The sequence below is a fragment of the Pseudomonas sp. FG98 genome, assembly GCF_057808595.1.
Genome location: NZ_JBMDIJ010000005.1, coordinates 169699 through 195813, shown reverse-complemented (window position 1 = coordinate 195813; position 26115 = coordinate 169699). Strand labels below are relative to the sequence as shown.

At 63.5% G+C, this 26115-nt stretch carries 27 protein-coding genes and 1 tRNA gene; 12 read left to right on the top strand and 16 right to left on the bottom strand.

What is annotated here, in order from left to right; genetic code table 11:
• Nucleotides 1-8: 8 nt before the first annotated feature.
• From ACODSK_RS05960 to ACODSK_RS05950, 3 genes are read right to left on the bottom strand one after another with little or no spacing between them, the layout of a single operon-like run.
• Nucleotides 9-788 carry a class I SAM-dependent methyltransferase gene (locus ACODSK_RS05960; protein ID WP_489014573.1) on the bottom strand — a complete coding sequence of 260 codons (780 nt, stop codon included), beginning with the start codon at nucleotides 786-788 and terminating at the stop codon, nucleotides 9-11.
• Nucleotides 781-1704, bottom strand: coding sequence for a glycoside hydrolase family protein (locus tag ACODSK_RS05955; protein ID WP_489014571.1), 924 nt, complete (start codon nucleotides 1702-1704; stop codon nucleotides 781-783). Before ACODSK_RS05955 ends, ACODSK_RS05960 begins: the two co-directional genes overlap by 8 nt.
• Nucleotides 1705-1711: 7 nt before the next feature.
• Nucleotides 1712-2368 (bottom strand): acetyltransferase, encoded by a 657-nt coding sequence (locus ACODSK_RS05950; protein WP_489014569.1) that lies wholly within the window; start codon nucleotides 2366-2368, stop codon nucleotides 1712-1714.
• A gap of 117 nt (nucleotides 2369-2485) precedes the next feature.
• Between ACODSK_RS05950 and ACODSK_RS05945 the strand changes: the two genes are divergently transcribed.
• A complete protein-coding gene (locus ACODSK_RS05945) occupies nucleotides 2486-3334 on the top strand; it encodes a phytanoyl-CoA dioxygenase family protein (protein ID WP_489014568.1) in 849 nt (282 codons plus the stop codon).
• A complete protein-coding gene (locus tag ACODSK_RS05940) occupies nucleotides 3331-4182 on the top strand; it encodes a hypothetical protein (RefSeq protein WP_489014566.1) in 852 nt (283 codons plus the stop codon). Before ACODSK_RS05945 ends, ACODSK_RS05940 begins: the two co-directional genes overlap by 4 nt.
• Here the strand turns inward: ACODSK_RS05940 and ACODSK_RS05935 are convergent.
• Complete coding sequence (locus ACODSK_RS05935) at nucleotides 4169-4945, bottom strand: IclR family transcriptional regulator (RefSeq protein ID WP_489014564.1); 777 nt, start codon at nucleotides 4943-4945, stop codon at nucleotides 4169-4171. The two genes, ACODSK_RS05940 and ACODSK_RS05935, sit on opposite strands and share 14 nt — an antisense overlap.
• A gap of 169 nt (nucleotides 4946-5114) precedes the next feature.
• Between ACODSK_RS05935 and ACODSK_RS05930 the strand changes: the two genes are divergently transcribed.
• The 7 genes from ACODSK_RS05930 (at nucleotide 5115) to ACODSK_RS05900 (ending at nucleotide 11078) form a co-directional block, all read left to right on the top strand.
• Nucleotides 5115-5873: an ABC transporter substrate-binding protein gene (locus ACODSK_RS05930; protein ID WP_489014562.1), complete on the top strand. Its 759-nt coding sequence runs from the start codon at nucleotides 5115-5117 to the stop codon at nucleotides 5871-5873.
• A gap of 63 nt (nucleotides 5874-5936) precedes the next feature.
• Complete coding sequence (locus ACODSK_RS05925; protein ID WP_489014560.1) at nucleotides 5937-6593, top strand: amino acid ABC transporter permease; 657 nt, start codon at nucleotides 5937-5939, stop codon at nucleotides 6591-6593.
• Nucleotides 6590-7333: an amino acid ABC transporter ATP-binding protein gene (locus ACODSK_RS05920; protein WP_489014559.1), complete on the top strand. Its 744-nt coding sequence runs from the start codon at nucleotides 6590-6592 to the stop codon at nucleotides 7331-7333. Before ACODSK_RS05925 ends, ACODSK_RS05920 begins: the two co-directional genes overlap by 4 nt.
• Nucleotides 7330-8607, top strand: a complete 1278-nt coding sequence (locus ACODSK_RS05915; RefSeq protein WP_489014558.1) for an NAD(P)/FAD-dependent oxidoreductase — start codon at nucleotides 7330-7332, stop codon at nucleotides 8605-8607. Before ACODSK_RS05920 ends, ACODSK_RS05915 begins: the two co-directional genes overlap by 4 nt.
• Before the next feature lie 18 nt (nucleotides 8608-8625).
• On the top strand, nucleotides 8626-8961 hold the full coding sequence (locus ACODSK_RS05910) for a cupin domain-containing protein (protein ID WP_489014556.1): 336 nt from the start codon (nucleotides 8626-8628) through the stop codon (nucleotides 8959-8961).
• Between the two features lie 66 nt (nucleotides 8962-9027).
• Nucleotides 9028-10506: a MocR-like pyridoxine biosynthesis transcription factor PdxR gene (pdxR, locus tag ACODSK_RS05905; RefSeq protein WP_489014554.1), complete on the top strand. Its 1479-nt coding sequence runs from the start codon at nucleotides 9028-9030 to the stop codon at nucleotides 10504-10506.
• Between the two features lie 101 nt (nucleotides 10507-10607).
• Nucleotides 10608-11078: a GNAT family N-acetyltransferase gene (locus tag ACODSK_RS05900; protein WP_489014552.1), complete on the top strand. Its 471-nt coding sequence runs from the start codon at nucleotides 10608-10610 to the stop codon at nucleotides 11076-11078.
• 165 nt (nucleotides 11079-11243) lie between these two features.
• Here the strand turns inward: ACODSK_RS05900 and ACODSK_RS05895 are convergent, their stop codons facing one another.
• The 8 genes from ACODSK_RS05895 to dapA form a co-directional block, all read right to left on the bottom strand.
• Entirely contained in the window at nucleotides 11244-13646 is a 2403-nt protein-coding gene (locus ACODSK_RS05895) for a TonB-dependent siderophore receptor (RefSeq protein ID WP_489014551.1), read from the bottom strand.
• Nucleotides 13647-13742: 96 nt separating this feature from the next.
• Entirely contained in the window at nucleotides 13743-14690 is a 948-nt protein-coding gene (locus ACODSK_RS05890) for a FecR domain-containing protein (protein WP_489014550.1), read from the bottom strand.
• Complete coding sequence (locus tag ACODSK_RS05885) at nucleotides 14687-15193, bottom strand: sigma-70 family RNA polymerase sigma factor (RefSeq protein ID WP_489014548.1); 507 nt, start codon at nucleotides 15191-15193, stop codon at nucleotides 14687-14689. The genes ACODSK_RS05890 and ACODSK_RS05885 overlap by 4 nt, the downstream gene beginning before the upstream one ends.
• Before the next feature lie 138 nt (nucleotides 15194-15331).
• A tRNA-Ser gene (locus tag ACODSK_RS05880) sits at nucleotides 15332-15421 on the bottom strand.
• Between the two features lie 93 nt (nucleotides 15422-15514).
• Nucleotides 15515-16225, bottom strand: coding sequence for a phosphoribosylaminoimidazolesuccinocarboxamide synthase (gene purC / locus ACODSK_RS05875; RefSeq protein WP_458978575.1), 711 nt, complete (start codon nucleotides 16223-16225; stop codon nucleotides 15515-15517).
• Between the two features lie 29 nt (nucleotides 16226-16254).
• Nucleotides 16255-17013 (bottom strand): MBL fold metallo-hydrolase, encoded by a 759-nt coding sequence (locus ACODSK_RS05870; protein WP_489014547.1) that lies wholly within the window; start codon nucleotides 17011-17013, stop codon nucleotides 16255-16257.
• On the bottom strand, nucleotides 17014-18126 hold the full coding sequence (bamC, locus tag ACODSK_RS05865) for an NlpB/DapX family lipoprotein (protein ID WP_489014546.1): 1113 nt from the start codon (nucleotides 18124-18126) through the stop codon (nucleotides 17014-17016).
• A 17-nt stretch (nucleotides 18127-18143) separates the two neighbouring features.
• A complete protein-coding gene (gene dapA / locus ACODSK_RS05860; protein WP_489014544.1) occupies nucleotides 18144-19022 on the bottom strand; it encodes a 4-hydroxy-tetrahydrodipicolinate synthase in 879 nt (292 codons plus the stop codon).
• A gap of 256 nt (nucleotides 19023-19278) precedes the next feature.
• On the opposite strand from dapA, the gene ACODSK_RS05855 reads away from it, so the two are divergent.
• A complete protein-coding gene (locus ACODSK_RS05855; protein ID WP_489014543.1) occupies nucleotides 19279-19839 on the top strand; it encodes a glycine cleavage system transcriptional repressor in 561 nt (186 codons plus the stop codon).
• Between the two features lie 16 nt (nucleotides 19840-19855).
• Entirely contained in the window at nucleotides 19856-20329 is a 474-nt protein-coding gene (locus ACODSK_RS05850; protein ID WP_489014542.1) for a peroxiredoxin, read from the top strand.
• Nucleotides 20330-20367: 38 nt separating this feature from the next.
• On the opposite strand, the gene ACODSK_RS05845 is transcribed toward ACODSK_RS05850, so the two are convergent.
• Complete coding sequence (locus ACODSK_RS05845; RefSeq protein WP_489014541.1) at nucleotides 20368-21438, bottom strand: AI-2E family transporter; 1071 nt, start codon at nucleotides 21436-21438, stop codon at nucleotides 20368-20370.
• A gap of 25 nt (nucleotides 21439-21463) precedes the next feature.
• Entirely contained in the window at nucleotides 21464-21703 is a 240-nt protein-coding gene (locus tag ACODSK_RS05840) for a sulfurtransferase TusA family protein (protein WP_489014540.1), read from the bottom strand.
• Between the two features lie 135 nt (nucleotides 21704-21838).
• Here ACODSK_RS05840 and ACODSK_RS05835 point away from each other — a divergent pair, with 135 nt between their 5' ends.
• The gene (locus tag ACODSK_RS05835) at nucleotides 21839-23272 is read left to right on the top strand and encodes a M48 family metalloprotease (RefSeq protein WP_489014539.1); all 1434 of its coding nucleotides are present in this window, start codon (nucleotides 21839-21841) and stop codon (nucleotides 23270-23272) included.
• A 37-nt stretch (nucleotides 23273-23309) separates the two neighbouring features.
• Here ACODSK_RS05835 and nadA read toward each other — a convergent pair whose 3' ends face one another.
• On the bottom strand, nucleotides 23310-24368 hold the full coding sequence (gene nadA / locus ACODSK_RS05830) for a quinolinate synthase NadA (RefSeq protein WP_489014537.1): 1059 nt from the start codon (nucleotides 24366-24368) through the stop codon (nucleotides 23310-23312).
• Between the two features lie 233 nt (nucleotides 24369-24601).
• Nucleotides 24602-26065 carry a YdgA family protein gene (locus tag ACODSK_RS05825; protein ID WP_489014535.1) on the bottom strand — a complete coding sequence of 488 codons (1464 nt, stop codon included), beginning with the start codon at nucleotides 26063-26065 and terminating at the stop codon, nucleotides 24602-24604.
• Nucleotides 26066-26115: the final 50 nt, after the last annotated feature.

Below are 26115 nucleotides of genomic sequence, written 5' to 3'. Positions count from 1 at the left end.
GTCCGGCCCTACCTGATGGTGACGATGCACTTGGAGGGGTACAGCTCGCACTTCTCCAGGCTGTATTCGTGAGGCTGGAAGACTTCCTTGAAGGCCAGGGCCTCGCCCGGCGCTTCGGCCCAGGTCAGTTCGTCCATGAGCAGCACGCTGCCGCTGACCAGATGCGGCTTGACCGCCTTCAGCGCGGCCAGGGTCGGCTCGTACAGGCCCATGTCGAAATAGGCGAAGGCGACGATCGCCGAGGCATTGCTCTTGAAGTACTCCGGCGCGGTCTCGCGCACATCGCCGGCCACCAGTTGGTGAATGCCGCGGACGTGGCCCAGCACGTTATTACCCTCGTGCACTTCCAGCAGTTCGGCCAGGTAGTCCTTGTAGCTGGCCTGGGTCGAATAGGAGTTTTCCACCCATACGCCGCTCTCCTTGCGATCCTTCTCGCCCGGCGCGGAGTAGCCCTCGAAGGTGTCGAAGCCGACGATCCGCCGCTGCTTGTTGAACGGCTCGTACATCGCCCGCAGGTTCTCCAGCATGACCAGGTTGTGGCCGTACCAGGTGCCGAACTCGCAGATGATCCCGGGGATGTGCTTGAAGCGCTTGTACAGGTCGCTGAGGACGATGAATTTCACCATCACCGAGCTACGCGTATACAGGCCGATATTGAACAGCAGGTCATCGGTCGACAGCGGGCTGTTCAGGTACAGGTCGCGCAGCTTGTCGCGGAAGGCGTATTGCAGGTCCGAGGCAGCGGATTCCAGCTTGTAGACATCGTCCTGGATCTTGTCGTTACTCATCATCACTCCACTGGGCCAGGCCGAAGCCGCTGGTCCCGAATCGGTTGCCGTTGTACAGCATGTATTGGTTGCCGTTGCTCTCGAAGATGAACGGGTAGCAGGTCATCAGCGAGTCCCAGCCCTCGGCGGACGGCGCAATGCCTTCGTCGTCGAAGCGGGTCCAGGTGCGGCCATCGACCGACTCGGCGTAGCGGATGCGATAGGAGCCGGCGCCATTGCGGAAATCCTCCGAGGCGCGGGAGCAGTACCACATCTTGAACAGACCGTCCTGCTTGATCACGCAAGGGCGCGAGAAGGCTTCGGTGGGGAAGCGCGACTCCAGGCACTGCTCGGGGAAACGGGTGAAGTTGTAGCCATCCGTCGATTCGGCGTACTTGATCACATAGAGCGGCTCGTACTTGCCGTTGACCTCCAGCCAGCGGGTGCCGGAGACGTACCACATCTTCCACAGGCCATCGTCGAACAGCACCGTGGGCGTCACCGCCAGGTATGGCTCGGTCGCGGTGCGGTCCATGATCGGGCCTTCGAACAGCTTCTCGAAATGCAGGCCGTCGTCGTCCGAGACCGCCACGCCCATGGCGTTGTGGTATGGCACCGTGACACGCTGGTTCCAGCCGCTGTAGTAGAGATAGGTGCGACCGTCCTTCTTCACCGCGTAGCTGGGCATCACGCCCTCGTCGTCGAAGGTGCCGGGGGCGCCGAAACCGAGGCACGGCTCGCGGTGGCGGGCGACCACCTTGCGCGGGTCGTGCTTGTCCAGGTCGACCGCATAGCACAGGGCCTTGCCGGCCGCGTTGCGGGTCGAGATGAAGACCCGGATTACGTCATCGAGCACCAGGCTGGTGGGCACCTGGGCGTGGGAGCCAACCCAGTCGATATCCGGGTCGAAGGTTCTGCCGAGTTTTTTCCAGGCCATGTTCTACCTAAAAATCCAGTTCCTGACTGCTCTTCACCGCACGGGCCGGTGCGCCGATATAGAGCTGCCAGGGTTGAGTGTTTTTCGAAATCAGTGCGCCCATCGCCACGCAGGTGCCTTCGGCGATGGTGCAGTTGTTGGTGATGGTCGAGTTGACCCCCAGCCAGGCGTAGGGCTCCACCAGGCAATGCCCGGACAGCACCACGTGGGAGGTGAAGAACACGTGGTCGCGGATTTCGCCGTGATGGCCGATATGGTTGCCACTCCACAGCACCACGTTGTTGCCGATGGTGGTGAAGGGTTGCAGGGTGTTGTCTTCGAGAATGAAGCAGTTCTCGCCGATGACGTTGTCATTTACCGTGGCCTTCGGGCTGACGTAGGAAATGAACTCATAGCCCTTGTCCTTGCCCTGGAGGTAGACCGACTCACGCAAGCGATTCATCTTGCGCCCGGTCATGGGCGCGAACAGCTTGTACTGGTTGTTCGGGAAATAATCGTTGAGCGATTCGAACGGCACCACCGGCAAGCCTTCGAACAGCTTCGACTCGGGGATGTAGCGCTCATGCACGGTAAAGGCGACCACTTCGACCGTCGGGTCTTTCTTCAGGTAGTAATGCGCCAGCTGCGCAGTATCCAGAATTCCGAAAATGACAACTTTCTGCATCGTGACTTCCCAGGCGTACAAAAGTGAGTCAGGTCAAACCGACGTGAAAGATGCGCTGTGTATACTGCCGGCCACGATAGCACCCTCGCTGGCACAACGAAAAAGGGCACCGGGCCGATGGGCAAGATTCTTGAGCGAAATCAGATCCGCTTTTACCAGGACAACGGATACCTGGTGGTGGAGGACATCTTCGATCCGCAGCACCTCGATGAAACCCTCGCACATTTCAACCTGTCCTTCGCCCAGCAACTGGAGCGCCTGAATCTGCCCGTGGCCGAAGGCCCGCTCCTCGACGCCCTGCACGACAACATGGCCGCCCTGCTCGGTGCCAGCGTGCCGCTCTACCTCGCGACCCTGCGCATGTGCTCCAAGCTCCATGGGGTGTATCGCCTGATGACCGAGGAACGCCTGCGTCAGGCCACTGCCGATCTGGGCATCACCACGCCACTGTTCCAGACCACGCCGGTGCTGCACCTGATGTCCCGGCGCCTGGTGATTCCCGGTGGCTACCAGGGCTTCGACGTGCACCAGGACTGGACCTCGGTGCAGGGCAGCCTGGACACCATCACCACCTGGATTCCGTTCATGGACATCGATCCGCAACTGTTCACCATGGAAGTCATCCCCAAGAGCCATCTGCTCGGACTGCTCGACGGCACCCAGGAGCAACATGTGCTGCGGGTCGACCAGCGGCATTACAACGACGCCGACTTCATACCTGTCTGTGTCGGCAAGGGTGGCGTTTGCTTGATGTCCAATTTCACCATTCATCGCTCTTCCCGCGAGGGCGACGAGCGGATCCGCCTGTCGATCAGCGGCCGCTACGAGAACGCCAGCGAGCCGACCTTCATCGAGCGCGAATACCCCTTTACCCAACACAAATCGATGCAGCGCGGCTTCATCAGCGAGAACTTCCCCAGCGTGGAGCAAGTACGCCGAACTTACGCTGCAGGAGACCAAGGATGAACGACTCCAATCCATTCCCGGCGCTGATCGAATACTTCACCGCCAAACGCACCATGCTGCAACAGGACCGCCACGGACTGACCAGCGTCGCCCTCGGTTCGTCCCACGGCGACTTCGCCTTCGATCCGCGCTACTGCCCGGGCGCCTTCAACCTGTGCGGCCGCTCCCAGGACTTTCGCCACGCCCTGGCGCTGTATCAGTACGCCGTGAGCCAGGTGCCGAACCTGGATACGGTGATCGTGTTCTACTCGCTGTTTTCCCCGGGCAATCTGCTGGAGCAGTCCCCCAGCGAGAAGACCCTGGCGCCACTGATGAACGAGATTTTCCAGCTGGGGCTGAGCTACGCGGATCCGCTGCTGACGCAGATCGCCACGCAGTTGCAAGGCCGCCTGGCGACGGTGGGCAGCACGCTCGGCGGCGTGGCCGGCTTCCTGCCCGAGGTAGAGAAAGGCTTCATGCCCGCAGGCCATGGCGCAGCGCAGCGGGTCGCCGACCATATGCGCCTGAACGCCCGCGAAGAGGGCAACCAGTATCTGGCGCAACTGCTGCTGTTGGCCGCCGAACTCAAGCACCGGGTGCTGGTGGTGATCCCGCCGATGCACGAGGAATACCGCGCCGTGGCTGGTACCGACAGCGCCTTCCTGTTCCGTGGCGCCTTCGAGCTCCAGCAACTGCTGGGCACCCTCGCCCCCGGCTTCGCCATGGAGATTCTCGATCTCTACGCCGATGCGGCATTCCTCCCCGAGCACTTCGGTGACTTCGACCACCTGCACCCGCAAGGCGAAGGGGCGATGCTGCTCTCGCAACGGGTCGCCCAGGCCCTGGCAAGGCCCGTTACAGCGTCCTGATCGAGGTACTGATGGCCCGCGCGCACTCCAGCGCTGCGGGCGCCAGGCGCCGCTCGGCCTCCTCGCGGGTCCAGCGGCTGGTCGGCGCCACCACATGCACCGAAGCCACCGGCCGCCCCTGACTGTTGCGCACCACGGCCGCCACCGCCATGTCGCCCAGGAACAGTTCCTCGCTGTTGATCGCATAGCCCTTGCGGCGGATCTCGGCGATCTCGCCAAGGATGTCGTCCAGCGAGGTACGGGTGAACTGGGTGTGGCTGGCGATATCACTCTGCTCCAGCAACGCCATGACCTCGTCATCCTCCAGCGCGGCCAGGTAGGCGCGCCCGGAAGCGGTGCAGTACATGGGGATGCGGCTGCCGATCGGCAAATGGATGGGGATGAACTTGGGGCCGACGAAACGCGCCACGTAGAGCATGTCGCTGCGCACCGGCTCGGTGAGGTTGGTGGTCTCGCCAGTGGTCTGCGCCAGCTCGGCGAGGAAGGGGTTGGCCACATCCACCAGGGTGTCGGCGGCGAGGTAGTTGTAGCCGATCTCCATCACGTGGGGGGTCAGCTGGAAGCGCTTGGTCACCGGGTGCTTGCTCACGTAACCCAGGGCTTCGAGGGTGTGGATCATGCGTTGCGCGGAGCTTTTGTTGATGCCGGCCGCCGCCGCCACCTCCGCCAGGTTCATGGTGCGGTTGCGCGCATTGAAGGCGCGCAGCACCGCCAGGCCTTTCTCCAGGGACTGGTTGAACAGGCTGTTGTCGTTATCGCTCATGGCACGTCCTTGGTAAAAATCAGGCTTTGAATATCGATAAGCGATATTTATAAATCTCTTTACGATTCGTGTAAATCAGATTTATAGTCGAATCACTGCCTCCTGCCGCTCCATGAGGCCATCCATAACGCACAACTATAAAAAACCGCGTCAAATGGGAGTATTCGCCATGCATCCTCGCCTTCGTGTGTTTACCTGCGCCCTCGCCCTGGTTGCCAGTTGCGCAACCTCGCTGGTCGCCCACGCCGACACCTACAAGGTCGGTGCCACCGCCACCGGCATTCCCTTCACCTTCCTCGACGTCAAGAGCAACAGCATCCAGGGCATGATGGTCGACTCGGCCCAGGCCGTGGCCAAGGCCGCCGGCTTCGAGGTGGAGATCGCCCAGACCACCTTCGCCGCCCTGATCCCCTCGCTGACCGCACGCAAGATCGACCTGATCTCCGCCGCCATGCTGCGCACCCCGGAGCGCGAGAAGGTCGTGCAGTATTCCGACCCGGTGTTCGAATACGGCGAGGGCCTGATCGTCCGCGACGACGACACCCAGGCCTACACCAGCATGGATGACTTCAAGGGCGAAGTGGTTGGCGCCCAGGTCGGCACCATCTTCATCGACAAGCTCAACCAGCGCGGCATCTTCAAGGAAGTGCGCGGCTACGACTCCCTCGCCGACCTGACCCGCGACCTGGCCCTGGGCCGGATCAAGGCCGGCTTCGGCGATCACCCGATCCTCGCCTACCAGATGTCCAAGGGCACCCTGAAGAAGGTGCGCCTGGTGGACAGCTACCAGCCGCAGATCAAGGGCGAGGTGTGCATCATCATGCGCCAGGGCGATACGCAGATGCTCAGCCGGGTCAACCAGGGCATCGCCAGCATCAAGGCCGACGGTACCCTGGCGGCGATCATCGACAAGTGGCACCTCGACTGACGGTCGACTCTCACGCGCCCCGTGCGGGCGCGCTTTCCTGATTGAACATCACGGACATTTCCCATGTTTCTCCAGAACGCTCTGGACTTCCTGCCCATTCTTTTGAGTGGCGCGGTGGTCACCGTGCAGGTCACGATCGCCTCGTTCCTGCTCAGCTCGCTCATCGGCCTGGCCTTCGCCCTGATGATGGTGTCGAAGGTGCGCGCCGTCGCCCTGTTCGGCATCACCGTGGTCAACATCATCCGCGGCCTGCCGATCATCGTGCAGCTGTTCTACATCTACTTCGTCCTGCCGGAATTCGGCGTGCAGCTCAGCGCCCTGCAGGCCGGCATCATCGGCCTGGGCATCGCCTACTCGGCGTACCAGGCGGAGAACTTCCGCGCCGGCATCCAGGCCATCCAGCAGGGCCAGATCGAGGCCGCCGAGTCCATCGGCATGCGCGGACCGATGATCATGCGCCGGGTGGTCCTGCCCCAGGCCTTCCGCATCGCCCTGCCGCCCTACGGCAACACCCTGGTGATGATGCTCAAGGATTCCTCGCTGGTGTCGACCATCACCGTCGCGGAAATGACCCGTGCCGGCCAGCTGATCGCCTCCTCGACCTTCGAGAACATGACCGTCTACACCCTGGTGGCCCTGCTCTACCTGGCCCTGAGCCTGCCGCTGTCGTATGCCCTGCGCCGCCTCGAAGCGCGGATCGCCACGAGGAAAACCGCATGATCAGCATCAAGTCCCTGCACAAGAGCTACGGCAGCACCCGGGTGCTGGAAGGCATCGACCTGAGCGTGGAAAGCGGCCAGGTGGTGTGCCTCATCGGGCCGTCCGGCTCGGGCAAATCGACCCTGCTGCGCTGCATCAACGGCCTGGAAACCTACGAGGGTGGCGACATCCTGGTGGGCAGCGAGCGGGTCGACCGTCATGCGAAGACCATCCACGAGATCCGCACCCAGGTGGCCATGGTGTTCCAGCGCTTCAACCTGTTCCCCCATCGCACTGCCTTGCAGAACGTGATGGAAGGCCCGGTCTATGTGAAGAAGGAACACCCGGATGCCGCCCGCGAGCATGCCCGCGCGCTGCTGGAAAAAGTCGGCCTGAGCCACCGCATGGACGCCTACCCGGACGAGCTGTCCGGCGGCCAGCAGCAACGGGTGGCGATCGCCCGCGCCCTGGCCATGCGGCCCAAGGCGATCCTGTTCGACGAACCGACCTCGGCCCTCGATCCCGAACTGGTCGGCGAGGTGCTGACGGTGATGCGCACCCTGGCCGCCGAAGGCATGACCATGGTGGTGGTCACCCACGAGATGGGCTTTGCCCGTGAAGTGGCCGACAAGGTGTGCTTCCTGTATGGCGGACGCATAGTCGAGGAAGGCGCAGCGCGGGATGTGCTCGGCGCACCGCAGCAACCGCGCACCCAGGAATTCCTCCGGCGCCTGCTGAATACCGAAGGGGGCGCGGCATGAGCCTGGCACTGCCTCCTTCGCTGTGGGCCGCCACCGCCATCGCGGCGCCGGCGACCCCGCCATTGCAGGACAACCTGCGGGTCGATGTGGCCGTGGTCGGCGCCGGCTACACCGGACTGGTCACCGCCCTGCACCTGGCCCGTGGCGGCGCCCGGGTCTGCGTGCTGGATGCCGGCGAGCCGGGCTGGGGCGCTTCCGGGCGCAACGGCGGCCAGGTGATTCCCGGCCTCAAGCACGACCCCGATGACCTGCGCCGGATGTTCGGCGGCGAGCGCGCCGAGCGCCTGATCGATGTGGTCGGGCATGCCGCGGACAACGTCTTCGAACTGATCGAGCGCTACAACATCGACTGCGAAGCCACCCGCCACGGCTGGATCCAGCCCGCCGCCTCCCCCGCCGCCATGCGCGCCATCGAGCGCCGCGCCGGGCAATGGCGACAACAGGGCGTGCCGGTGGAAATGCTCGACCAGGCCAGCGTCACCCGACGCATCGGCAGCAGCGATTACCTGGGCGCCTGGGTCGATCCGCGCGCTGGCAGCGTGCAGCCGCTGAGCTATGCCCGCGGCCTGGCCCATGCGGCGATCACCGAGGGCGTGCAGATCCACGGCCATAACCGCGTCAACGATCTGCGCCGGGAAGATGGCCGCTGGCTGCTGACCACCGACCGGCAACAGAGCGTGCGCGCCGAACACGTGGTGCTCGCCACCAACGGCTACACCGACAACCTGTGGCCCAGCCTGCGCCAGACCGTGCTGGCGGCCAACAGCTTCATCGTCGCCACCCGGCCGCTGCCGGGTGAACTGCGCCGCAGTGTGTTGCCGGGGGGCGAGGTGTGTTCCGATGCCCGGCGCCTGCTCCTGTACTTCAAGCAAGATGCCAGTGGCCGCCTGCTCCTCGGCGGGCGCGGCCCCTTTGCCGAACCACGCTCGGCGGCGGACTGGAATCATCTCAAGCGCTCGATGCTCGGACTGTTCCCGCAGTTGGCCGGAGTCGAGTTCGAATACCAGTGGGCCGGTCGCGTCGCCCTCACCCAGGACTTCATGCCACGCCTGCACGAACCGGCGCCGAACCTGAGCATCCTGCTCGGCTACAACGGTCGCGGCATCGCCATGACCAGTACCCTCGGGCGGCACCTGGCGCAACGCCTGCTGGGCAAGGAACAGGACTTCCCGTTCCCCGTCTCGCCGATCCGGCCCATTCCCTTCCACGGCCTGCAGCGCCTCTACCTGGGCGTCGGCATCGCCTGGTACCGGCTGCTCGATGCCGTTTTCTGATACCAAGGAGCGCTTTCGATGACCCCGATCGTCATACCCGCCATCAGCGAAGAGCAGTTCAGTTCGCCGACCCCACTCGGTGATTCCGGCGCCCACAGCCGCAGCGCCGGCCAGCACAGCCTGCCAGGCGCCAACGCCGAAACCGGTATCTGGGAATGCACGCCCGGCAGTTTCCGCCGCGGCGTCAAGGAAGCGGAATACAGCTACATCATCAGTGGCGAGGGCAGCTTCACCCCGGATGGCGGCGAGCCCCTGGAATTCCGCGCCGGTGACAGCCTGTGCTTCCCGCCGGATAGCCAGGGCACCTGGACGATCCGCCAGACCGTGCGCAAGAGCTATGTGATCTTCGGCTGAAGCCGTCCGCTGTGCACCGTAGAATGGCGGGCAATTTCCTGCCCGCTCACGGACGACAGCAGCCCTATGTTCAAGACCGCCCAACTGGAATCGGTAAAGGCCTGGATCAGCGATCCGGCCCATGCCGCCCAGTCCCTGCATGTGCGTATCCAGCGCGCCATTCGCCAGTTGATCCTCGATGGCGCGCTGACGGTGGGCAAGCCGCTCCCGGCCACGCGACCGCTGGCCAGGTCCCTCGGTGTATCACGGGATACGGTGGAAGCGGCCTACGGGCAGTTGCATGCCGAGGGATTCATCGAGCGTCAGGTCGGCAGCGGCAGTTTCGTCTCGGAGCGCATCCGCCATCTGCCGGCGCGCAAGCCATCGCCCTCCAGGGCCAGCGCTACACAGCCCGAGCTGAGTCGCCGAGGTGCGGCCATATACCGCGACGGTGGCGTGCACAACTTCCAGTACCCACGGCCCTTTGCCCCGGGCGTCGCCGAGACGCGCAACTTTCCCCTGGCAATCTGGGAGCGGCTGCAGCGCCAGGTGATCAAGGAACATGGCAGCCGAGCCCTGCTGCACAGCGCGCCGCAAGGCATGGAGGTCCTGCGCAGCGCGATCGCCGACTACCTCAATCTCGAACGTGGCGCCCGCGCCAGCGCTGATCGCGTGCTGATCCTGACCAGCTCGCAGCAAGCGCTCGGACTGTCCGCCAACGTGTTGATGGATGCCGGCGAACGGGTGCTGGTGGAAGACCCGATGTACCACGGCGCAAGAAAAGCCATCGACGCCGCCGGACTGGAATGCGTCGCCATTCCCGTAGATCGGGATGGTATGCAGGTGGAGTTGATGCTGGAGCGGGCAGGCGATGCCCGGGCGGTGTTCCTCACCCCATCCCATCAGTTTCCCAGCGGCACCACCCTGTCCCTGGACCGGCGCCTGGCCGTGATCGAATGGGCTCGCCGACAGAGGGCCTGGATCATCGAGGACGATTACGACAGCGAGTTCCACTATGAGGGCCGCCCCACCGCCTGCGTGCAGGGACTCGATCCCCATGAGCGGACGCTCTACATCGGCACCTTCACCAAATCCATGTTTCCCGGCTTGCGCATTGGCTACATGGTCCTGCCCCCGCAACTGGTCGGCCCGATGACGGCGGCGCGCACCCTGCAGGACGGTCACCCGCCTTCCCTTTCGCAACTGACCCTGGCGCGTTTTATCGAAGGCGGTCATCTCGGTGCCCACGTACGCACCATGCGCTCGCTCTATGCAGCACGCCGGGACATTCTCGGCGAATTGCTGGACAGGCACCTGTCCGACTTTCTCGCCCCGCGCCTGCCCGCAGGCGGCATGCAGATGCCCTGCTTCTTCACCCGACCGATGGACGAACAGGCACTGGTGAAAGCGGCCAGGGCGGTGGACGTGGATCTGCTGGGGATGGGCAGCCTGCACGCCCAACCGCGCAACGACGCGGGTTTGCTGATGGGGTTTGCGGCACACACACCAGCGGAGTTGGCGGACGCCGTGAAAAGACTGAAGCACGTCCTGCGCAAAATGGCCTGATTTGTCATTGAAAATTGGCCGGTCAAATCAGGCCATTCGCACTCTATAAATTGCTGCCAGACAGTCGCTCATTTCGAGCGACGCGAACAGGAGTCTTACCCATGGCAGCAGTACAACAATCGATAGCGGTGCGTCCCCTGGCGCGGGGCGACGTTGAGCAGTGGTGCGAATACTGGAGCGCTTACCAGACCTTCTACAAGGTCGACCTGGGCATGGAAATCACCGAACTCACCTGGGAGCGCTTCTTCGATCCTGCGGAGCCGGTGCATTGTGCGGTGGCCGCCGACGCCAAGCGGATCTACGGTTTCGTGCATTACCTGTTTCATCGCTCCACCTGGGGCCGGAACGACTTCTGCTACCTTGAGGACCTGTACGTCTGCCCGAGCGTGCGCGGGCGGATGATCGGCAAGCAGTTGATCGAGTACGTCCAGGGCCAGGCACGGGAACAGGCCTGCGACCGGCTGTACTGGCATACCCAGGAAAGCAATCGCACGGCGCAGCGGCTGTATGACTGGATCGCGAAAAAGCCGGGGGTGATCGAGTATCGGATGGAGTTGGCTCCGGAGAAGTAACCCGAAGCCTGATGATTCATTGGCAGCCCCGGCCTTATCGCTGGCAAGCCAGCTCCCACAAGGTCAGTGCCGTGCACCGCCCCTGTGGCTGGTCCAGAAATCCTGTGGGAGCCGGCTTGCCGGCGATGAGGTCAGCAGTAGCGCATGAGATTTCGTGGCCTGAAATCAGAAATCCCCGCGCAACGACACCATGTAGCTGCGCGGCGTGCCGTAGGTAGTCCCGCGGGTCCAGTACCCGGTCGAGTCGAAGTACTTGCGGTCCAGCAGGTTTTCGATATCCACGCCCACTGTCCAGTTCTGGTCGATCTTGTATGCCGCGCGGGCGTCGAACAGCGCGCGGCCGCTGTTGCTCACACCGTTGTAGGCGTCGTAGTAGGAGTTCTGCGCCGAAACGCCGCCACCGACACTGAAGCGGCTCCATTCACCCGGCAGGGTGTAGTTGGTGTTCGCGCGCAGCATGTGCTTCGGCGTTTGCGCGGAGATCGGCCCGCCATCCTGGGAGCTGGTGGTGTTGAAGGTATAGCCGGCTGCCACCTGCAACCCCGGCAGCAGCTCGCCGCTGGCCTCGGCCTCGAAGCCCTTGCTGCGGTTGATGCCATCGCTGTTCAGCCAGCAGCGACCGGCGACATCCTGCGGGCATTTTCCGGTGTTCTCGTAGTCCCGCGCGGCAACATCTTCCTGCTCGATGTAGAACACCGCGAAGGACACATTCAGGCGCTTGTCGAGCAACTCGCCCTTGATCCCGGTTTCATAGTTCGAGCCGATCGCCGGGTCGAGCATGCCGCCCGCAGCGGTACGGTAGCTGGCCTGGGGCATGAAGATGTCGGCGTAGCTGGCGTACCACGACCAGTTCTGATCGAGGTCGTAAATGGCACCGACGAAGGGGGTGAACTCGTGCTTCTGCTGGTTGGTCGTGACCAGATCGCCGTTCCAGGCCTCGGTCTTGTACCAGCTCAGGCGCGCGCCGAGCACCAGGCTCAGATCCTCGGTCATGTGCAGGCGGGCGTTCAGGTAGGTGCCGTAGCGGGTGTCGATGGTGTCGTCCTTGGCATCCCAGGCAGGTCGGGCCGGCTCGGGGAAGAGGTGATGGTCGGGATCGTAGACGTTGAGCGGCAATGGGGTGTCCAGGCGCGCCGTTGCATCCTTGTCGTTCATCTTGCGCTTCGACCAGTTGGCACCCAGCGAGATCTGGTGGTTCAGGCCGAAGGCTTCGAAGTCGCCGTCCAGGTGACCATCGATGGCGTTGGCGGTGACATCGAACTTGTGGAAGCTGGTACCGGAGATCATCGGCCCGGTCGGGCTGCCATATTCGAGGGTGTCGTCCGCGCCCCACTCGATGGCGCTGCGGTTGAAGCCACTTTCGGAATGGGATACCGCGACCTTGCTGCTCCAGTTTTCATTGAAGCGATGGCTGAGGTCGGCAAAGACTTCGTCGGTGTGCGTCTGCAGCTTGGCCCAGTCCTGGCCAAGGAAGGTCGAGCGCTTGAGGTGAGGATTGCTGCCATCGGGGTTGTTCGGCAGGCCAAGAACGCTGTAGCCATCGATACGCGAAGTCTGACGGCGCAGTCCTACGGCAACGGTGGTGGCGTCGCTCAGGTCGCCTTCGACGATGCCGTACAGCAGCGGGCGTTTGCTCTCGGTGACATCGATGAACGAGTGCTTGTCCTCGTAGGACGCGACCATGCGCCCGCGCAGGGTGCCTTCACTGTTCAGCTTGCCACTGGCATCGAGATCGAGACGGTAGTTGTCCCAGGAACCGGCGCGGGTAGTGACGGAAAAGCGTGGTTCGACGGTCGGGCGCTTGCGTACAAGGTTCACCGCACCGCCTGGACCGCCCGCGCCCACCAGCAAGCCGGCGGCACCACGCAGGACTTCGACGCGATCGAACACCGCCATGTCCGGAATCATCCAGCCGGTGTAGGCGAAGGCCTGGCCGGCCACGCCATCGACCATGTAGCTGTCATCGGTCAGGTCGAAGCCACGGGAGCTGAAGTGGTTGTTGCCATAGCCACGGTTGGCGCGGGTGATGCCGGGGGTCTGGGCCATCACCTGGTCGAGGGACACCAGGTTCTTGTCATCCATCAGCTTGCGGGTGACCACGGTGACCGACTGCGGAGTATTGCGCAGGGTCTGCGGGGTCTTGCCGATGGTCACGGCGCCGGTGGTGTAGGAGCCGCTGCCTTCGGTGGTCTCGCTCAGGCCGGTGCCGTTGATGCTGGTCGGCCCCAGCTCCATCACGCCGCTGGTCTCGATCGCCGGCATCACGCTGAAACTGCCGCTGCCGGTGACGATCACTTGCAGGCGATTACCCGCCAGCGCCTGCTGCAACGCCTGCAACACACTCATTTCGCCACGGATCGCCCGCGCCTGCTTGCCGGCGACCAGCGCGGGATCCAGGGAAATCACCTGCCCGCTCTGCCGGGCAATGGCGTTCAGGGTGTGCGCCAGGCTCGCGGCCGGCAGGTCGAAGCGCAGCAGCTGTTGCTGCTGGGAGCCTTCGGCCCGGGCGAAGGCCGTGGGCAAGGCGGCCAGGGCGATGGCAAGGGCGAGGGGCCAAGGTTTGAACACGGGGATTCTCCTGATTGTGTTGGCGTTGTCAGGAGAGAGGTGCAACGAGCGGAAAAAACCGGACACGAATGAGAAAGATTTTTTCTTGCATCATTTTCAAGGCGCTTCGATCAGGGTCAGCCAGGGCCCGTAGTGCTTGACCCGGATCGGCAGGGTTTCCGCCAGGGCGGCCAGGGTGCGGTCGCTGTCGTCCAGCGGGAATACGCCCTGCACACGCAAGTCGCGGACCTGCGGGCTGACCCGGATAAACCCGGAGCGGTAGGGACGCAAAGCGTCGATCAGGGTCGCCAGGGATTCGTCGATGATGCTCAGGCGGCCGTCGATCCAATCGGCGCGATAGGCCTGGCCGGATGGCAGCGGCTCGATGCGTTGCGGGTACAGCATCACCGCCTGGCCCTCGGTCAGGTCCCTGGTTTCACCGGTGGGCAACGAGGTGCGTACGGCGTGTTCCAGCACGACCACCCGGGTGCTGCCCGCCAGTTGCTCGACCAGGAAACGCGTGCCCAGGGCACGAATATCGCCCTGATCACTGCGCACGATAAACGGCCGCCCCGGGTCTGCAGCCACCTGGACCACCAGCGCGCCGCGGTACAGACGTAGCAGCCGACGTTCGGCGGAGAAGTCGCAATCCACCGCGCTGTCGGCATTCAGCATCAGGCGGCTGCCATCACGCAACGACAGGTTGCGGCGCTCGCCGGTACCGGTGCGCAGGTCGGCCAGGAGCGTGCGGCCGCTCTCGCTGCGCCCGCCCAACCATAGCCCGCCACCGAGCAAACCCAGACCGACCATGCCCCGCAGCACATCGCGGCGGCCGGCTTCCGGTTGCAGCAGGGTGTCACGCAGCACGCCAGGTGCACGACGGGCAACCTCGTAGTGCCTGCCGAGCCCGCGCTGCAACTGCTCCCAGGCGGCGGCATTGGCCGGGCTCTGGCTCAGCCACGTCTGAAAATGCGCCTGCTGTTTGGCGTCGTCATGCCCCGAGCGCAAACGCACCATCCAGGCGATCGCCTCCTCCGCAACCGGATCCAGCGCACGACGGCTCATGGCTGCGCTCCGCTCAGGTAGCACTCGCGCAGGGCCTGGGTCATGTAGCGACCGACGGTGCGCTGGCAGACATTCAGACGACGGCCGATTTCCGCATAGCTGAGGCCATCAAGCTGGCTCATCAAAAAGGCCTTTTTCACGATCAGCGGCAACCCGGACAAGGTTCGGTCGATGGCATGCAGGGCTTCCAGCAGCAGGTGAGTGTCTTCCGGCGAGGGTGCCAGCTCTTCCGGCAGCAGCATCAGGCGCTCCAGATAGGCCTGTTCCAGGCGGCGACGACGATGGCGATCGAAGATCAGGCGACGGGCGATGGTGGAAAGGTAGGCGCGCGGTTGTTCGATGCTCTCTGGATCGACGCGAGCGCTCAGGAGCTGGCAGAAGGTTTCCGCTGCGGTGTCTTCCGCATCCGCGCGATTGCTCAGGTGTCGCCGTACATGCTGCAACAGCCAACGGTGATGGTCGCTGAAGAAGAAGCCCAGTTTATTGGTGTTGGAGGCAGGCACGGGAAAGGGACCTGAAGCAAATGAGAAAGAGTCGCAATCTTATAGAGGTGATGGCGACTCCTGCAATGCTCAGGCTTATAAAGTCCCTGAAACGACAAAGCCCCTGAAACTTTGCAATTTCAGGGGCTTTGGCTTGTATGGCGGAGAGATAGGGATTTGAACCCTAGGTACCCGCGAAGGTACAACGGATTTCGAATCCGTCCCGTTCGGCCACTCCGGCATCTCTCCAGTGGCGCGCATCATACCAGCACTTTTCCCAAAGGCGAAGCCTTTTGATGAAAAAAATCGCGTGCTTTCAGATGCTTGCGCGAACGTGCCGGATTACAGCGGCACGCCCAGGCGTTTGGCGACTTCTTCGTAGGCTTCGATGACATCACCGAGGCCCTGGCGGAAGCGGTCCTTGTCCATCTTCTTGCGGGTTTCCTTGTCCCACAGGCGGCAACCGTCCGGGCTGAACTCGTCACCGAGGACGATTTCGCCGTGGAATACGCCGAACTCCAGCTTGAAGTCGACCAGCAGCAGGCCAGCGTCGTCGAACAGCTTGGTCAGTACTTCGTTGACCTTCAGCGACAGCGCTTTCATCTTGACCAGTTGCTCGGCGGTACCCCAGCCGAAGGCAACCACGTGGGATTCATTGATGAACGGATCGCCCTTCTCGTCGTTCTTCAGAAACAGTTCGAAGGTCGATGGCTCCAGCTTGATGCCTTCCTCGACGCCCAGGCGCTTGACCAGGCTACCGGCGGCGTAGTTGCGCACCACGCATTCGACCGGAATCATGTCGAGCTTCTTGACCAGGCATTCGTTGTCGCCCAGCAGCTTGTCGAACTGGGTCGGAATACCGGCTTCTTCCAGTTTCTGCATGATGAAGGCGTTGAACTTGTTGTTCACCATGCCCTTGCGGTCGAGCTGTTCGATACGCTTGCCGTCGAAGGCCGAGGTGTCGTTACGGAACAGCAGGATCAAACGGTCGGCGTCGTCGGTCTTGTAAACCGACTTGGCTTTGCCGCGGTAGAGTTCTTCACGTTTTTCCATGATGGGCTCCGCTTGCTAAATGAGAGGGGCTAGACGATTTCGCGCCAGTCGAGCCCACAATCCTGGTTGGCCACTTGCAGCCAGTCCGGGTCGCACCCGAGGGTATCGACAAAACATTGCCGGGCCAGCTGTGGCAGGTTGTTCTTGCTGCTGAGATGGGCCAGCACCAGGTGCTGCAACTGTTCCCATCCCAGCTCCGCCACCAGGCTCGCGGCCTGGTGGTTGTTCAAATGTCCGTAATCGCCGCCTACCCGCTGCTTGAGAAACATCGGGTAATGCCCGCGCCCCAGCATATCGCGGCAGTGGTTGGCTTCGATCATCAGGGCGTCCAGGCCCCGGTAGTGCTCCAGCAGCGTCGAGTCGTAGCAGCCCAGGTCGGTCAGTACACCGAGGCGTCGACGGCCGTCGCTGAACACGTACTGCAAGGGCTCCAGCGCATCGTGGGTCACTCCCACCGCGCGGATGCTCAGGTCACCCACCACGAAGGTATCGTTCGCCGCGAGAAAACCGCTCGCCTCCAGCGGCTTGCGCAGACCGCGCAAGGTGCCTCGACTCAGGTACACCGGAACATTGTAGCGCCGTGCCAGCAAGCCCACCCCATGCACGTGGTCGGCATGTTCGTGGGTCACCAGCACGGCGCTCAGGGTATCTGCCGTGACGCCGAGCCGCGCCAGGCGCCGCTCGGTTTCGCGCAGGGAAAAGCCACAATCGACCAGCACTCGCGTATCGCCACTGCTGATCAGCGTGCCATTTCCCTGGCTGCCGCTTCCGAGAACCGCGAAGCGCACTTAACCCAGGTTGTCCTGGATGACGCTCAGCACGCGACGGGCCACGTCAGCCGGGGCCACGGTATTGATGTTCTTCTCGACGGTGACCTGGACGCTGTCACCCACCTTGCTCAGGCGAACCTGATAGCGCTCGGCACGGGCTTCGATCTCTTCCTTGCTCGGCTCGCTGCCGAACATGCGGCTGAAGAATCCAGGCTCGCTCTTCGGCTCGGCTTTCTCGGCCAGGTTGATGTAGTACAGGCCTAGGCTGCGGTTGATGTCTTCAACGCGCCATTCGCCGTGCTCCAGGGCACGACCGACGCTGGACCAGGCACGATCGAGATCGGCACCGAGGTTCAGCACCGGGTTACCGCTGCCGTCCTCGCTCAGGCTGACCCGGCTCGGTGCGTCGAAATCGCGGGCCGCGAGCAGGGACACCGAACCGCCCTTCTCGGCGCTGCGGGTCATGCTGGCGAGCATTTCGTCGACCAGCACGGCATCGACGCCAGTGTTGCTGGAACGGGCCGGGAAGTCCTGCTCGGCAGTGCTGCCGGCAGCACGCTCGACGGTCACTACGTAGACCTCGCTGGTGTTGCGCTGCACGCCAGGCTCGATGCGTACGCGGGCACGGATCTCGCTGTCGCGGCTGCTGGCCGCGCCGCCGAGGCGCTCGGCCATGGACGCGGAAAGCTCGTCGAAACGCTGCCAGGTGGTGTTGAATTCACCAGTTTGCGGGCGCTCTTCGGCGATGCGGAAACCGTTGTCCTCGAAGAACTGCCGGGCCACTGGCCAGACTTCGGCCGGCGAACGCTGGGCCAGGACCCAACGGGCAGCGCCGCTCTTCTGCAGGCTGAAATCGCTGACATCGGCGGTAGCCGCCAGGGGCAGCGGACGGGGAACCTCGAACTCGCCCTTGACGTTGTCGTCCGCGACATTGCGCGGGATCGGCAACAGCGGGTCGAGACGCTTGACGTTGCTCGCATCGGGCGGCAGCTGCATCGGAGGCTTCTGGGTCGCCTCCAGGTAGTCGCTGCCACGGTCACGGAAATACCCGTCTTCGCCCCACAACCAGGCGCAACCGCTGGTGCTGGAAATGATCAGGGCGAGAGCGGAAAGACCAGCCAATCGCTTCATGCGGAGTACGTCCTCAATTAAACCAGTACGCCGCACTGGCGCATGGCCTGGCGCAGCGTGTCATGACAGGATGGGCTCAGCCAGGTCAGCGGCAGGCGAATGCCGTTATCCATCAGACCCATTTCATTCAGGGCCCACTTCACCGGAATCGGGTTGGCCTCGATGAACAGGTTCTTGTGCAGCGGCATGAGTTTTTCGTTGATGGCCCGGGCGGTTTCGGCATCGCCACGCAGGGCGGCCTCGCACAGGTCGGCCATTTCGCGCGGGGCGACGTTGGCGGTGACGGAGATGTTGCCCTTGCCGCCGAGCAGGATCAGCTCGACTGCGGTCGGATCGTCGCCGGACATGACGATGAAGTCATCGCTCACGCCGTCGAGGATGGCCTTGGCGCGGGCCAGGTCGCCGGTGGCTTCCTTGATGCCGATGATGTTCGGCACGGTGGACAGGCGGATCACGGTCTCGGCGAGCATGTCGCAGGAGGTGCGGCCCGGCACGTTGTAGAGGATCTGCGGGATGTCCACCGCCTCGGCGATGTGCTTGAAGTGCTGGTACAGGCCTTCCTGGGTTGGCTTGTTGTAGTACGGCACGACCAGCAGGCAGGCATCGGCACCGGCCTTCTTGGCATTCTGGGTCAGGTGAACGGCTTCGCTGGTGGAGTTGGCGCCAGTGCCGGCGATGACCGGGATACGGCCCGCGACCTGCTTGACCACGAACTCGATGACCTGGATGTGCTCTTCGACATCGAGGGTTGCCGACTCGCCGGTGGTGCCGACGGCGACGATGGCATGGGTACCGTTCTGCAGGTGGAAGTCCACGAGTTTGCTGAGGCTGTCCCAGTCCAGACGCCCTTGTGCATCCATGGGTGTGACCAATGCCACCATACTGCCCGCAATCATGAAGCTGCTCCTGCCGGAAAAAGAGAGCGGTAATGGTACTGGCGCCATCGGCCTTGCACAAGCGACGCGGGCGCTTGGAGCATTCCCCTTCGCGGCCATTTTCGCTACCCTTCGTCCTTTGATCGGTACACAGCGGCCCGCCGGGCTGCCAACCGTGCGTTCCGGCAGTGTCCGCCCCTCGATCCAGCGCCCCTGGAGCACGCGAACCCGCCTTTCACCGCGTCAGGTACCGACCGCTCATCGCTTTAGGAATGCTATGTCCACCCCCACCGTCCGCGAACAATTCCTTGTCGTCAGCGCCTTGGGCCCGAGCCCGATGGAACTGACCAACATCCTCTGCCGCGCCAGCAACGACAGCCGTTGCGCGGTGGTGACCTCCCGCCTGACCCGCCACGGCGAATGCAGCGCCCTGATCCTGCAGATCAGCGGCAACTGGGATGCCCTGGCACGCTTCGAAGGTGCCCTGCCGAGCCTGGCCAAGAAACACGGCTTCATCGTCAACGTGGTGCGCAGCAGCGAGCTGGAAGTGCGCCCGCTGTCGCTGCCTTATGTCGCCTACGTCAGCGCGGCCTACCGTCCGGACATCATCAACGAGCTGTGCCAGTTCTTCATCGACCACCGCGTCGAGCTGGAGAACCTGACCTGCGACACCTACCAGGCACCGCAGACCGGCGGCACCATGCTCAACGCCACCTTTACCGTCACGCTGCCCGCCGGCACCCAGATCAGCTGGTTGCGCGACCAGTTCCTGGACTTCGCCGACGCGCTCAACCTGGACGCCCTGATCGAGCCGTGGCGTCCACAGAACCCGATGTAAGTAAGGAGCGCTCTTCATGGCCGTCGAACTCGATAAACCCGTCGCTGACTTCCATGTCCAGGCCACCAGCGGCCAGCAGGTCAGCCTCGCCGACCTCAAGGGCCGCCAGGTCGTGCTGTATTTCTATCCGAAAGACAGCACCCCGGGCTGCACCACCGAAGGCGGCGATTTCCGCGACCAGTACGCCGCCTTCCAGGCCGCCGGCACCGAGGTGTTCGGTGTATCCCGTGATGGCATCAAGTCCCACGAGAATTTCAAGGCCAAGCAGGGCTTCCCCTTCGAACTGATCAGCGACAAGGACGAAAGCCTTTGCCAGCTGTTCGACGTGATCAAGCTGAAGAAGCTGTACGGCAAGGAATACCTGGGCGTCGATCGCAGCACCTTCCTGATCGACAAGGACGGCGTGCTGCGCAAGGAATGGCGCGGGGTGAAGGTCCCGGGCCATGTGGACGCGGTACTGGCCGCAGCCCAAGAGCTGAACAAGGCATAAACGGAAACGGGGCATGATCGACATGCCCCGTTTTCATTTCAGAGTAGCGGCGCCACCGCCGGCTCCCGCCTCGGCCAAGCGTCCAGCACCGCCTTGAACAGCGTCGCCAGCGGAATGGCGAAGAAGATCCCCCAGAACCCCCACAGTCCGCCGAACAGCAGCACCGCGCAGATGATCGCCACCGGGTGCAGGCTTACCGCCTCCGAAAACAGCAGCGGCACCAGCACGTTGCCATCCAGTGCCTGGATGATCGCGTAGACCGCCATCAGGTAGATGAACTGATCGCCCCAGCCCCACTGGAACAGCGCAATCAGGGTCACCGGCACCGTCACCACCACCGCGCCCACGTAGGGCACCACCACCGACAGCCCGACCAGCAGCGCCAGCAAGGCCGCGTAGTTCAGGCCCAGGGCGACGAAGGCGATGTAGGTGGCCACGCCGCAGATCAGGATCTCGATGCCCTTGCCACGGATGTAGTTGGCAATCTGCCGGTTCATTTCCTCGGCGACCCGGGTCATCAACGCGCGCTCCTGCGGCAGATAGCCGCTGACCCAGCGGGCGATGGTCTCGCGGTCCTTGAGGAAGAAGAACACCAGGATCGGCACCAGCACCAGGTAGATCATGATGTTGACCAGAAGCGGCAGGCTGGACAGGGAGAAAGTCAGCGCCCATTGACCGAACTTGCCGATCTCGCCACGCATCGCTTCGATCGCCTGCAGCACCTGGTCATCGGACACCAGGTGCGGATAGCGCTCCGGCAACAGCAGCAGCAACGACTGCCATTTGCCGAGCATTCCCGGCAGTTCGTTGAACAGGGTGATCAACTGGTGCCAGAGCAGCGGCATCAGCACCAGCAGGAACACCCCCAGCGCCCCCATGAACAGGGTGAAGACCAGCCCCACCGCGACCTTGCTCGGTACCTTGAAACGCTCGAGGGCATTGACCAGGCCCTGCATCAGGAACGCCAGGACCATCCCCGCCAGCACCGGCGCGAGCATGCCGCCCAGGGTGAGGACCGCGGTGAAACCGAGAAACAGCAGCACCGCCAGCACCACGGCTTCCTCATCGGAGAAATAGCGGTGCAGCCAGCTGCGAAGGACTTTGAACATCAGGGGTACCCGGAAAGGAAAGAGCTCAGGCCTTTTTCAGCCAATAGGTGTAGGTTCCGCCTTCGGCGGTTTCGTGCAGCAGCGTATGACCGGCAAGCTTGGCGAAAGTGCGGAAGTCGCGCTGCGAGCCAGCGTCGGTGGCGATGACCTTGAGCACCGCCCCGGAATCCAGGCGATTCAGCTCCATCTTGGCCTTGAGCAACGGCAGCGGGCAGTTCAGGCCGCTGGCATCCAGTTCGGCATCGGGGTTGGGGATAGCGGTCATTGCAACACTCCAGACAAAGCGGACGGCTTGATCGAAACAAGCCGGGCGAGCCGGCAAGCCTCGCAGAATTGCGCCACTGGTCGCAACCGTGCCAGGCGGCTACAGTAAGGCTTTTTGTCGACCAGAGCTCCGTGCATGACTTTTCTGCGCCCTACCCTGCTGACACTGGCCTGCCTGCTGGCGCTTCCGAGCCATGCCGACGACCTGCCGTCACTCGGCGACGCCAGCTCGGCCATCGTTTCCCCGCAACAGGAACACCAGCTCGGCCGCGCCTGGCTGAGCCTGCTGCGCGGCAACGTCAGCCAGTTGTCCGACCCACAGCTCAAGGATTACGTCGAAACCAGCGTCTACAAGCTTGCCGAAACCAGCCAGCTGCAAGACCGTCGCCTCGAATTCATCTTGATCAACAGCCCTGAACTCAACGCCTTCGCTGCCCCCGGCGGGATCGTCGGGGTCAACGGTGGTCTGTTCCTCAATGCCCAGACCGAAGGCGAATACGCCTCGGTCCTGGCCCACGAACTGGCGCACTTGTCGCAACGCCACTTCGCCCGCGGCGTCGAAGCCCAGCAACGCATGCAACTACCGATGATGGCGGCGCTGCTGGCCGGTATCGTGGTCGCCGCTTCGGGTGCCGGTGACGCCGGCATCGCCGCCATCGCCGGGACCCAGGCTGCGGCCATTCAGGAGCAGCGGCGCTTCTCCCGGCAGAACGAGCAGGAAGCCGACCGCATCGGCATCCTCAACCTGGAAAAGGCCGGCTACGACCCACGCAACATGCCGACCATGTTCGAGCGCCTGATGCGCCAGTACCGTTTCGACGCCAAGCCGCCGGAATTCCTGCTGACCCACCCGGTTACCGAAAACCGTATCGCCGACACCCGCAACCGCGCGGAACAGGCGCCGGCGGGAGGTATCGAGGACAGTGCGCGCTATCAACTGATGCGCGCCCGGGTGCAGCTCTTCTATGAAGGCACGCCGGGCCTGGCGGCCAAGCGTTTCCGCGCGCAACTGGACGAAAACCCGAAGCTCGACGCTGCACGCTACGGCCTGGCCCTGGCCCAGATCAAGGGCGGCCAGCTCAATGAAGCCCGGGAAAACCTCAAGCCACTGCTGGCCAAGGCGCCCAACGACATCACCTACAACCTGACCCAGATCGACCTGGACATCACCAACAACCGCCTGGCCGATGCCCAGCAACGGGTCGACCGCATGCGCCAGCTCTATCCCGGCAACTATCCGTTGAAACAGGTGGCCGCCGACCTGCTGCTCAAGCAGAACAAACCGGCCGAAGCGGAGAAGGCGCTGGAAGCGCTGGTCAAGGAGCGCAGCGACGATCCGGATGTCTGGTACGACCTGGCCGAAGCGCGCGGGCTGTCCGGCAATACCATCGGCCTGCACCAGGCCCGCGCCGAGTTCTTCGCCCTGACCGGCGACTTCGACCAGGGCCTGCAGCAGCTGGATTACGCCAAGCGGCGGGCCGGCAACAACTTCCAGCTCGCCTCGCGGATCGACGCACGCCAGCGGGACATGCTGGAGCAGCAGCGGATGGTCAAGGACATGATGCGCTGAAACGAAGAAGGGGCCGTTTGACGGCCCCTTCTTCGTTTCAGGCGTTACCCGACAACTTCAAGCGCGCTGCCGCGGTGAAGTCCAGCATGCGCTGCAACGGCTTGATCGCCTGCGGCACCAGGGCCGGCTCGACGAAGATCTCGTTGGTCCCCTCACGCAGGCACTGCAGGGTGCGCTCCAGAGTATTCATCGCCATCCACGGACAATGCGCGCAGCTGCGGCAGGTGGCGCCATTGCCGGCGGTCGGGGCTTCGATGAATTCCTTGTCCGGGCACAGCTGCTGCATCTTGTAGAAGATGCCGCGGTCGGTGGCGACCACGAAGCGCTTGTTCGGCATGCGCTGCGCTGCTGCGATCAACTGGCTGGTGGAACCTACCGCGTCGGCCAGTTCGATCACCGCCTCCGGCGATTCCGGGTGCACCAGGATCGCGGCATCCGGGTACAGCGCCTTGATATCAGCCAGTTGCCGCGACTTGAACTCTTCGTGAACGATGCAGGCACCGTCCCACATCAGCATGTCGGCACCGGTCTGCTTCTGGATGTAGCGACCCAGGTGCTGGTCCGGCCCCCAGATGATGGTCTCGCCGTTGTCCATCAGGCTTTCGACGATTTCCAGTGCGCAGCTCGAGGTCACCACCCAGTCGGCACGGGCTTTCACCGCCGCCGAGGTGTTGGCGTAGACCACCACGGTGCGCTCGGGATGCTGGTCGCAGAAGGCCGAGAACTCGTCCACCGGGCAACCCAGGTCGAGGGAGCAGGTGGCGTCGAGGGTCGGCATCAGCACGCGCTTTTCCGGGGTGAGGATCTTCGCGGTCTCGCCCATGAAGCGTACCCCCGCCACCAGCACGGTCTTGGCCGGGTGGTTCTTGCCGAAGCGGGCCATCTCCAGGGAGTCGGCCACGCAACCGCCGGTTTCCTCGGCCAGGGCCTGGATCACCGGGTCGCAATAGTAGTGGGCAACCAGCACCGCATCCTGCGCCTTGAGCTCGGCGGCGATGGCGGCGCGGTATTCGGCCTCTTGTTCAGGGGTCAGGGGCTTGGGCTGCTTGGCGTCCAGGTGGGCCTGGACCAGAAGGCGTTCGGAAATCTGCGTCATGTTCGCAAGACCTGCAGGCGCTGATGCGCGTAAGTCGAGAGTATCATCGGGCACGGACAAATCGGGTAACAGCTCGGCCATTGCACGGGCGGCAAAAGTCCGCTGCGACCTCGGTTTTATGAGTGGCCGAAGGCTACAGACAATCGAATGAATTCTAAAGAGTTTTTTACCCCTTCAAACTGGCGGGCGACGCTCGACACGCCGCCCGTCAGCACTACGTTATTGCCACACGCTTACTGCGCTGCGCCGCTGAAACCGGCGGTACGCTGCTGCACCAGCGCCGCGAACTGCTCGACGCTCATCTTCTGGCCGTTGAAATCCACCTGGCCATCGGCATAGCCGAGTTGCAGCACAATGTCATCGCCCTTGACCTGCGCCATCTGGCTCTGCGCAGCGATCATCCCGACCATCTCGCCGGAAGCCGACGCCTGGCGCACCTGCTCGGCGTCCAGACCTTCGAGCTTGGCGCGCAGCGCGGCCAGGTCACCGATCATCGGCTTGGAGATCTTCAGGTTGGTCTGCAACGACTTCACCGACTGGGCGAAAGCCTGCTCCAGCGCGACGCCTTCCAGCCCCTTGCCGGAAAGATCGAGATCGAGGTCGAAACGGCTTTCACCATTGGCCGTCTTGAACGCCAGTTCCTGCAAGGTGATACGCGGACCGCCCGCCAGCAGTTGCCGCAGCGGCGCCTGCACTTGCGGATCGTCAAGCAGCATGGCGCCAGTGTCGGGGGTCAGGCCCAGGGCCATGCTTTGCAGCTGCGGCAGGTTCTGCTCGTACCATTTCACCAGGCTACCCACCGCCTCCGGGCTCAGCCGCTCGACACCCCAGGCGAAGCGCAGGCTGCCAATGGGATTGCCGGAGAAACTGATATCCGCCAGGTTGGCCGCCTGTTTCAACGACAGGCCGGTGTCCTCGATGCGGTAGACATCCCGCTGCTCGAACTTGCCAAAGTGCAGCGACTGGTTGGCGCCGAACGACAGGTTGCTTTCCGCCACATCCAGGTTCATCGAGCCGACGAAGTAGCCGTAGCTGCTCATGGTCAAGTCGGTGGACAGGGCAATGCCCTTGATCGTGGCACTCACCGGCGACTCACCGCCCGTCATCAGCGCCACCCGGCCCAGCTCGCCTTGCAGGCGCAGGCCGCCGCCTTCCAGCGCCGAATCCATATGCAGGGTCAGGCCGGAAAAGGAGAAAGAGAAATCGTCTTCGCCACTGGCTTCGAAGGGCGCCAGTTGCAGCTCACTGCGAATGGCCCCGCCATAGCCGATGCTCATGCTGCCCTGCAACGGTACCTGCTCGCCGGTCACGGCAAACCAGGGCGCGGTGTCGTCGGTTTTCTCCAGCACGTAGTTGCTGGCAGCCATCACCGGTGCCAATTGCAGGCGCTTGACCCGAGACCATGGGAATGGCCCGTGCTCCAGGTGATCCTGGAAGTCCAGCTGGACATGCTCGCCCTCGGCACCGTCGAGGGTCAGGCGGTAGCGCGCCTCGCTGCTGAACACTCCGGACTCCAGGGACAGCAACTCGATCTTGCCGCTGCCACTTCCGCTCAGCGCCGCCGCCAGTTGCTGGTTGGACTGTGCCAACGACGTCTCGAGTACTTCGGGCAACTGCTTGCCGGTGTACCAGGCGATCGAAGTACAGGCTGCGCCAACTACGACCAGCCCGCCAATAACTACCAATGTTTTCTTCATGAAGTGATCCGGATGCGTTCCTTGAAAGAGAAGGCCCGGACACAGGGGGC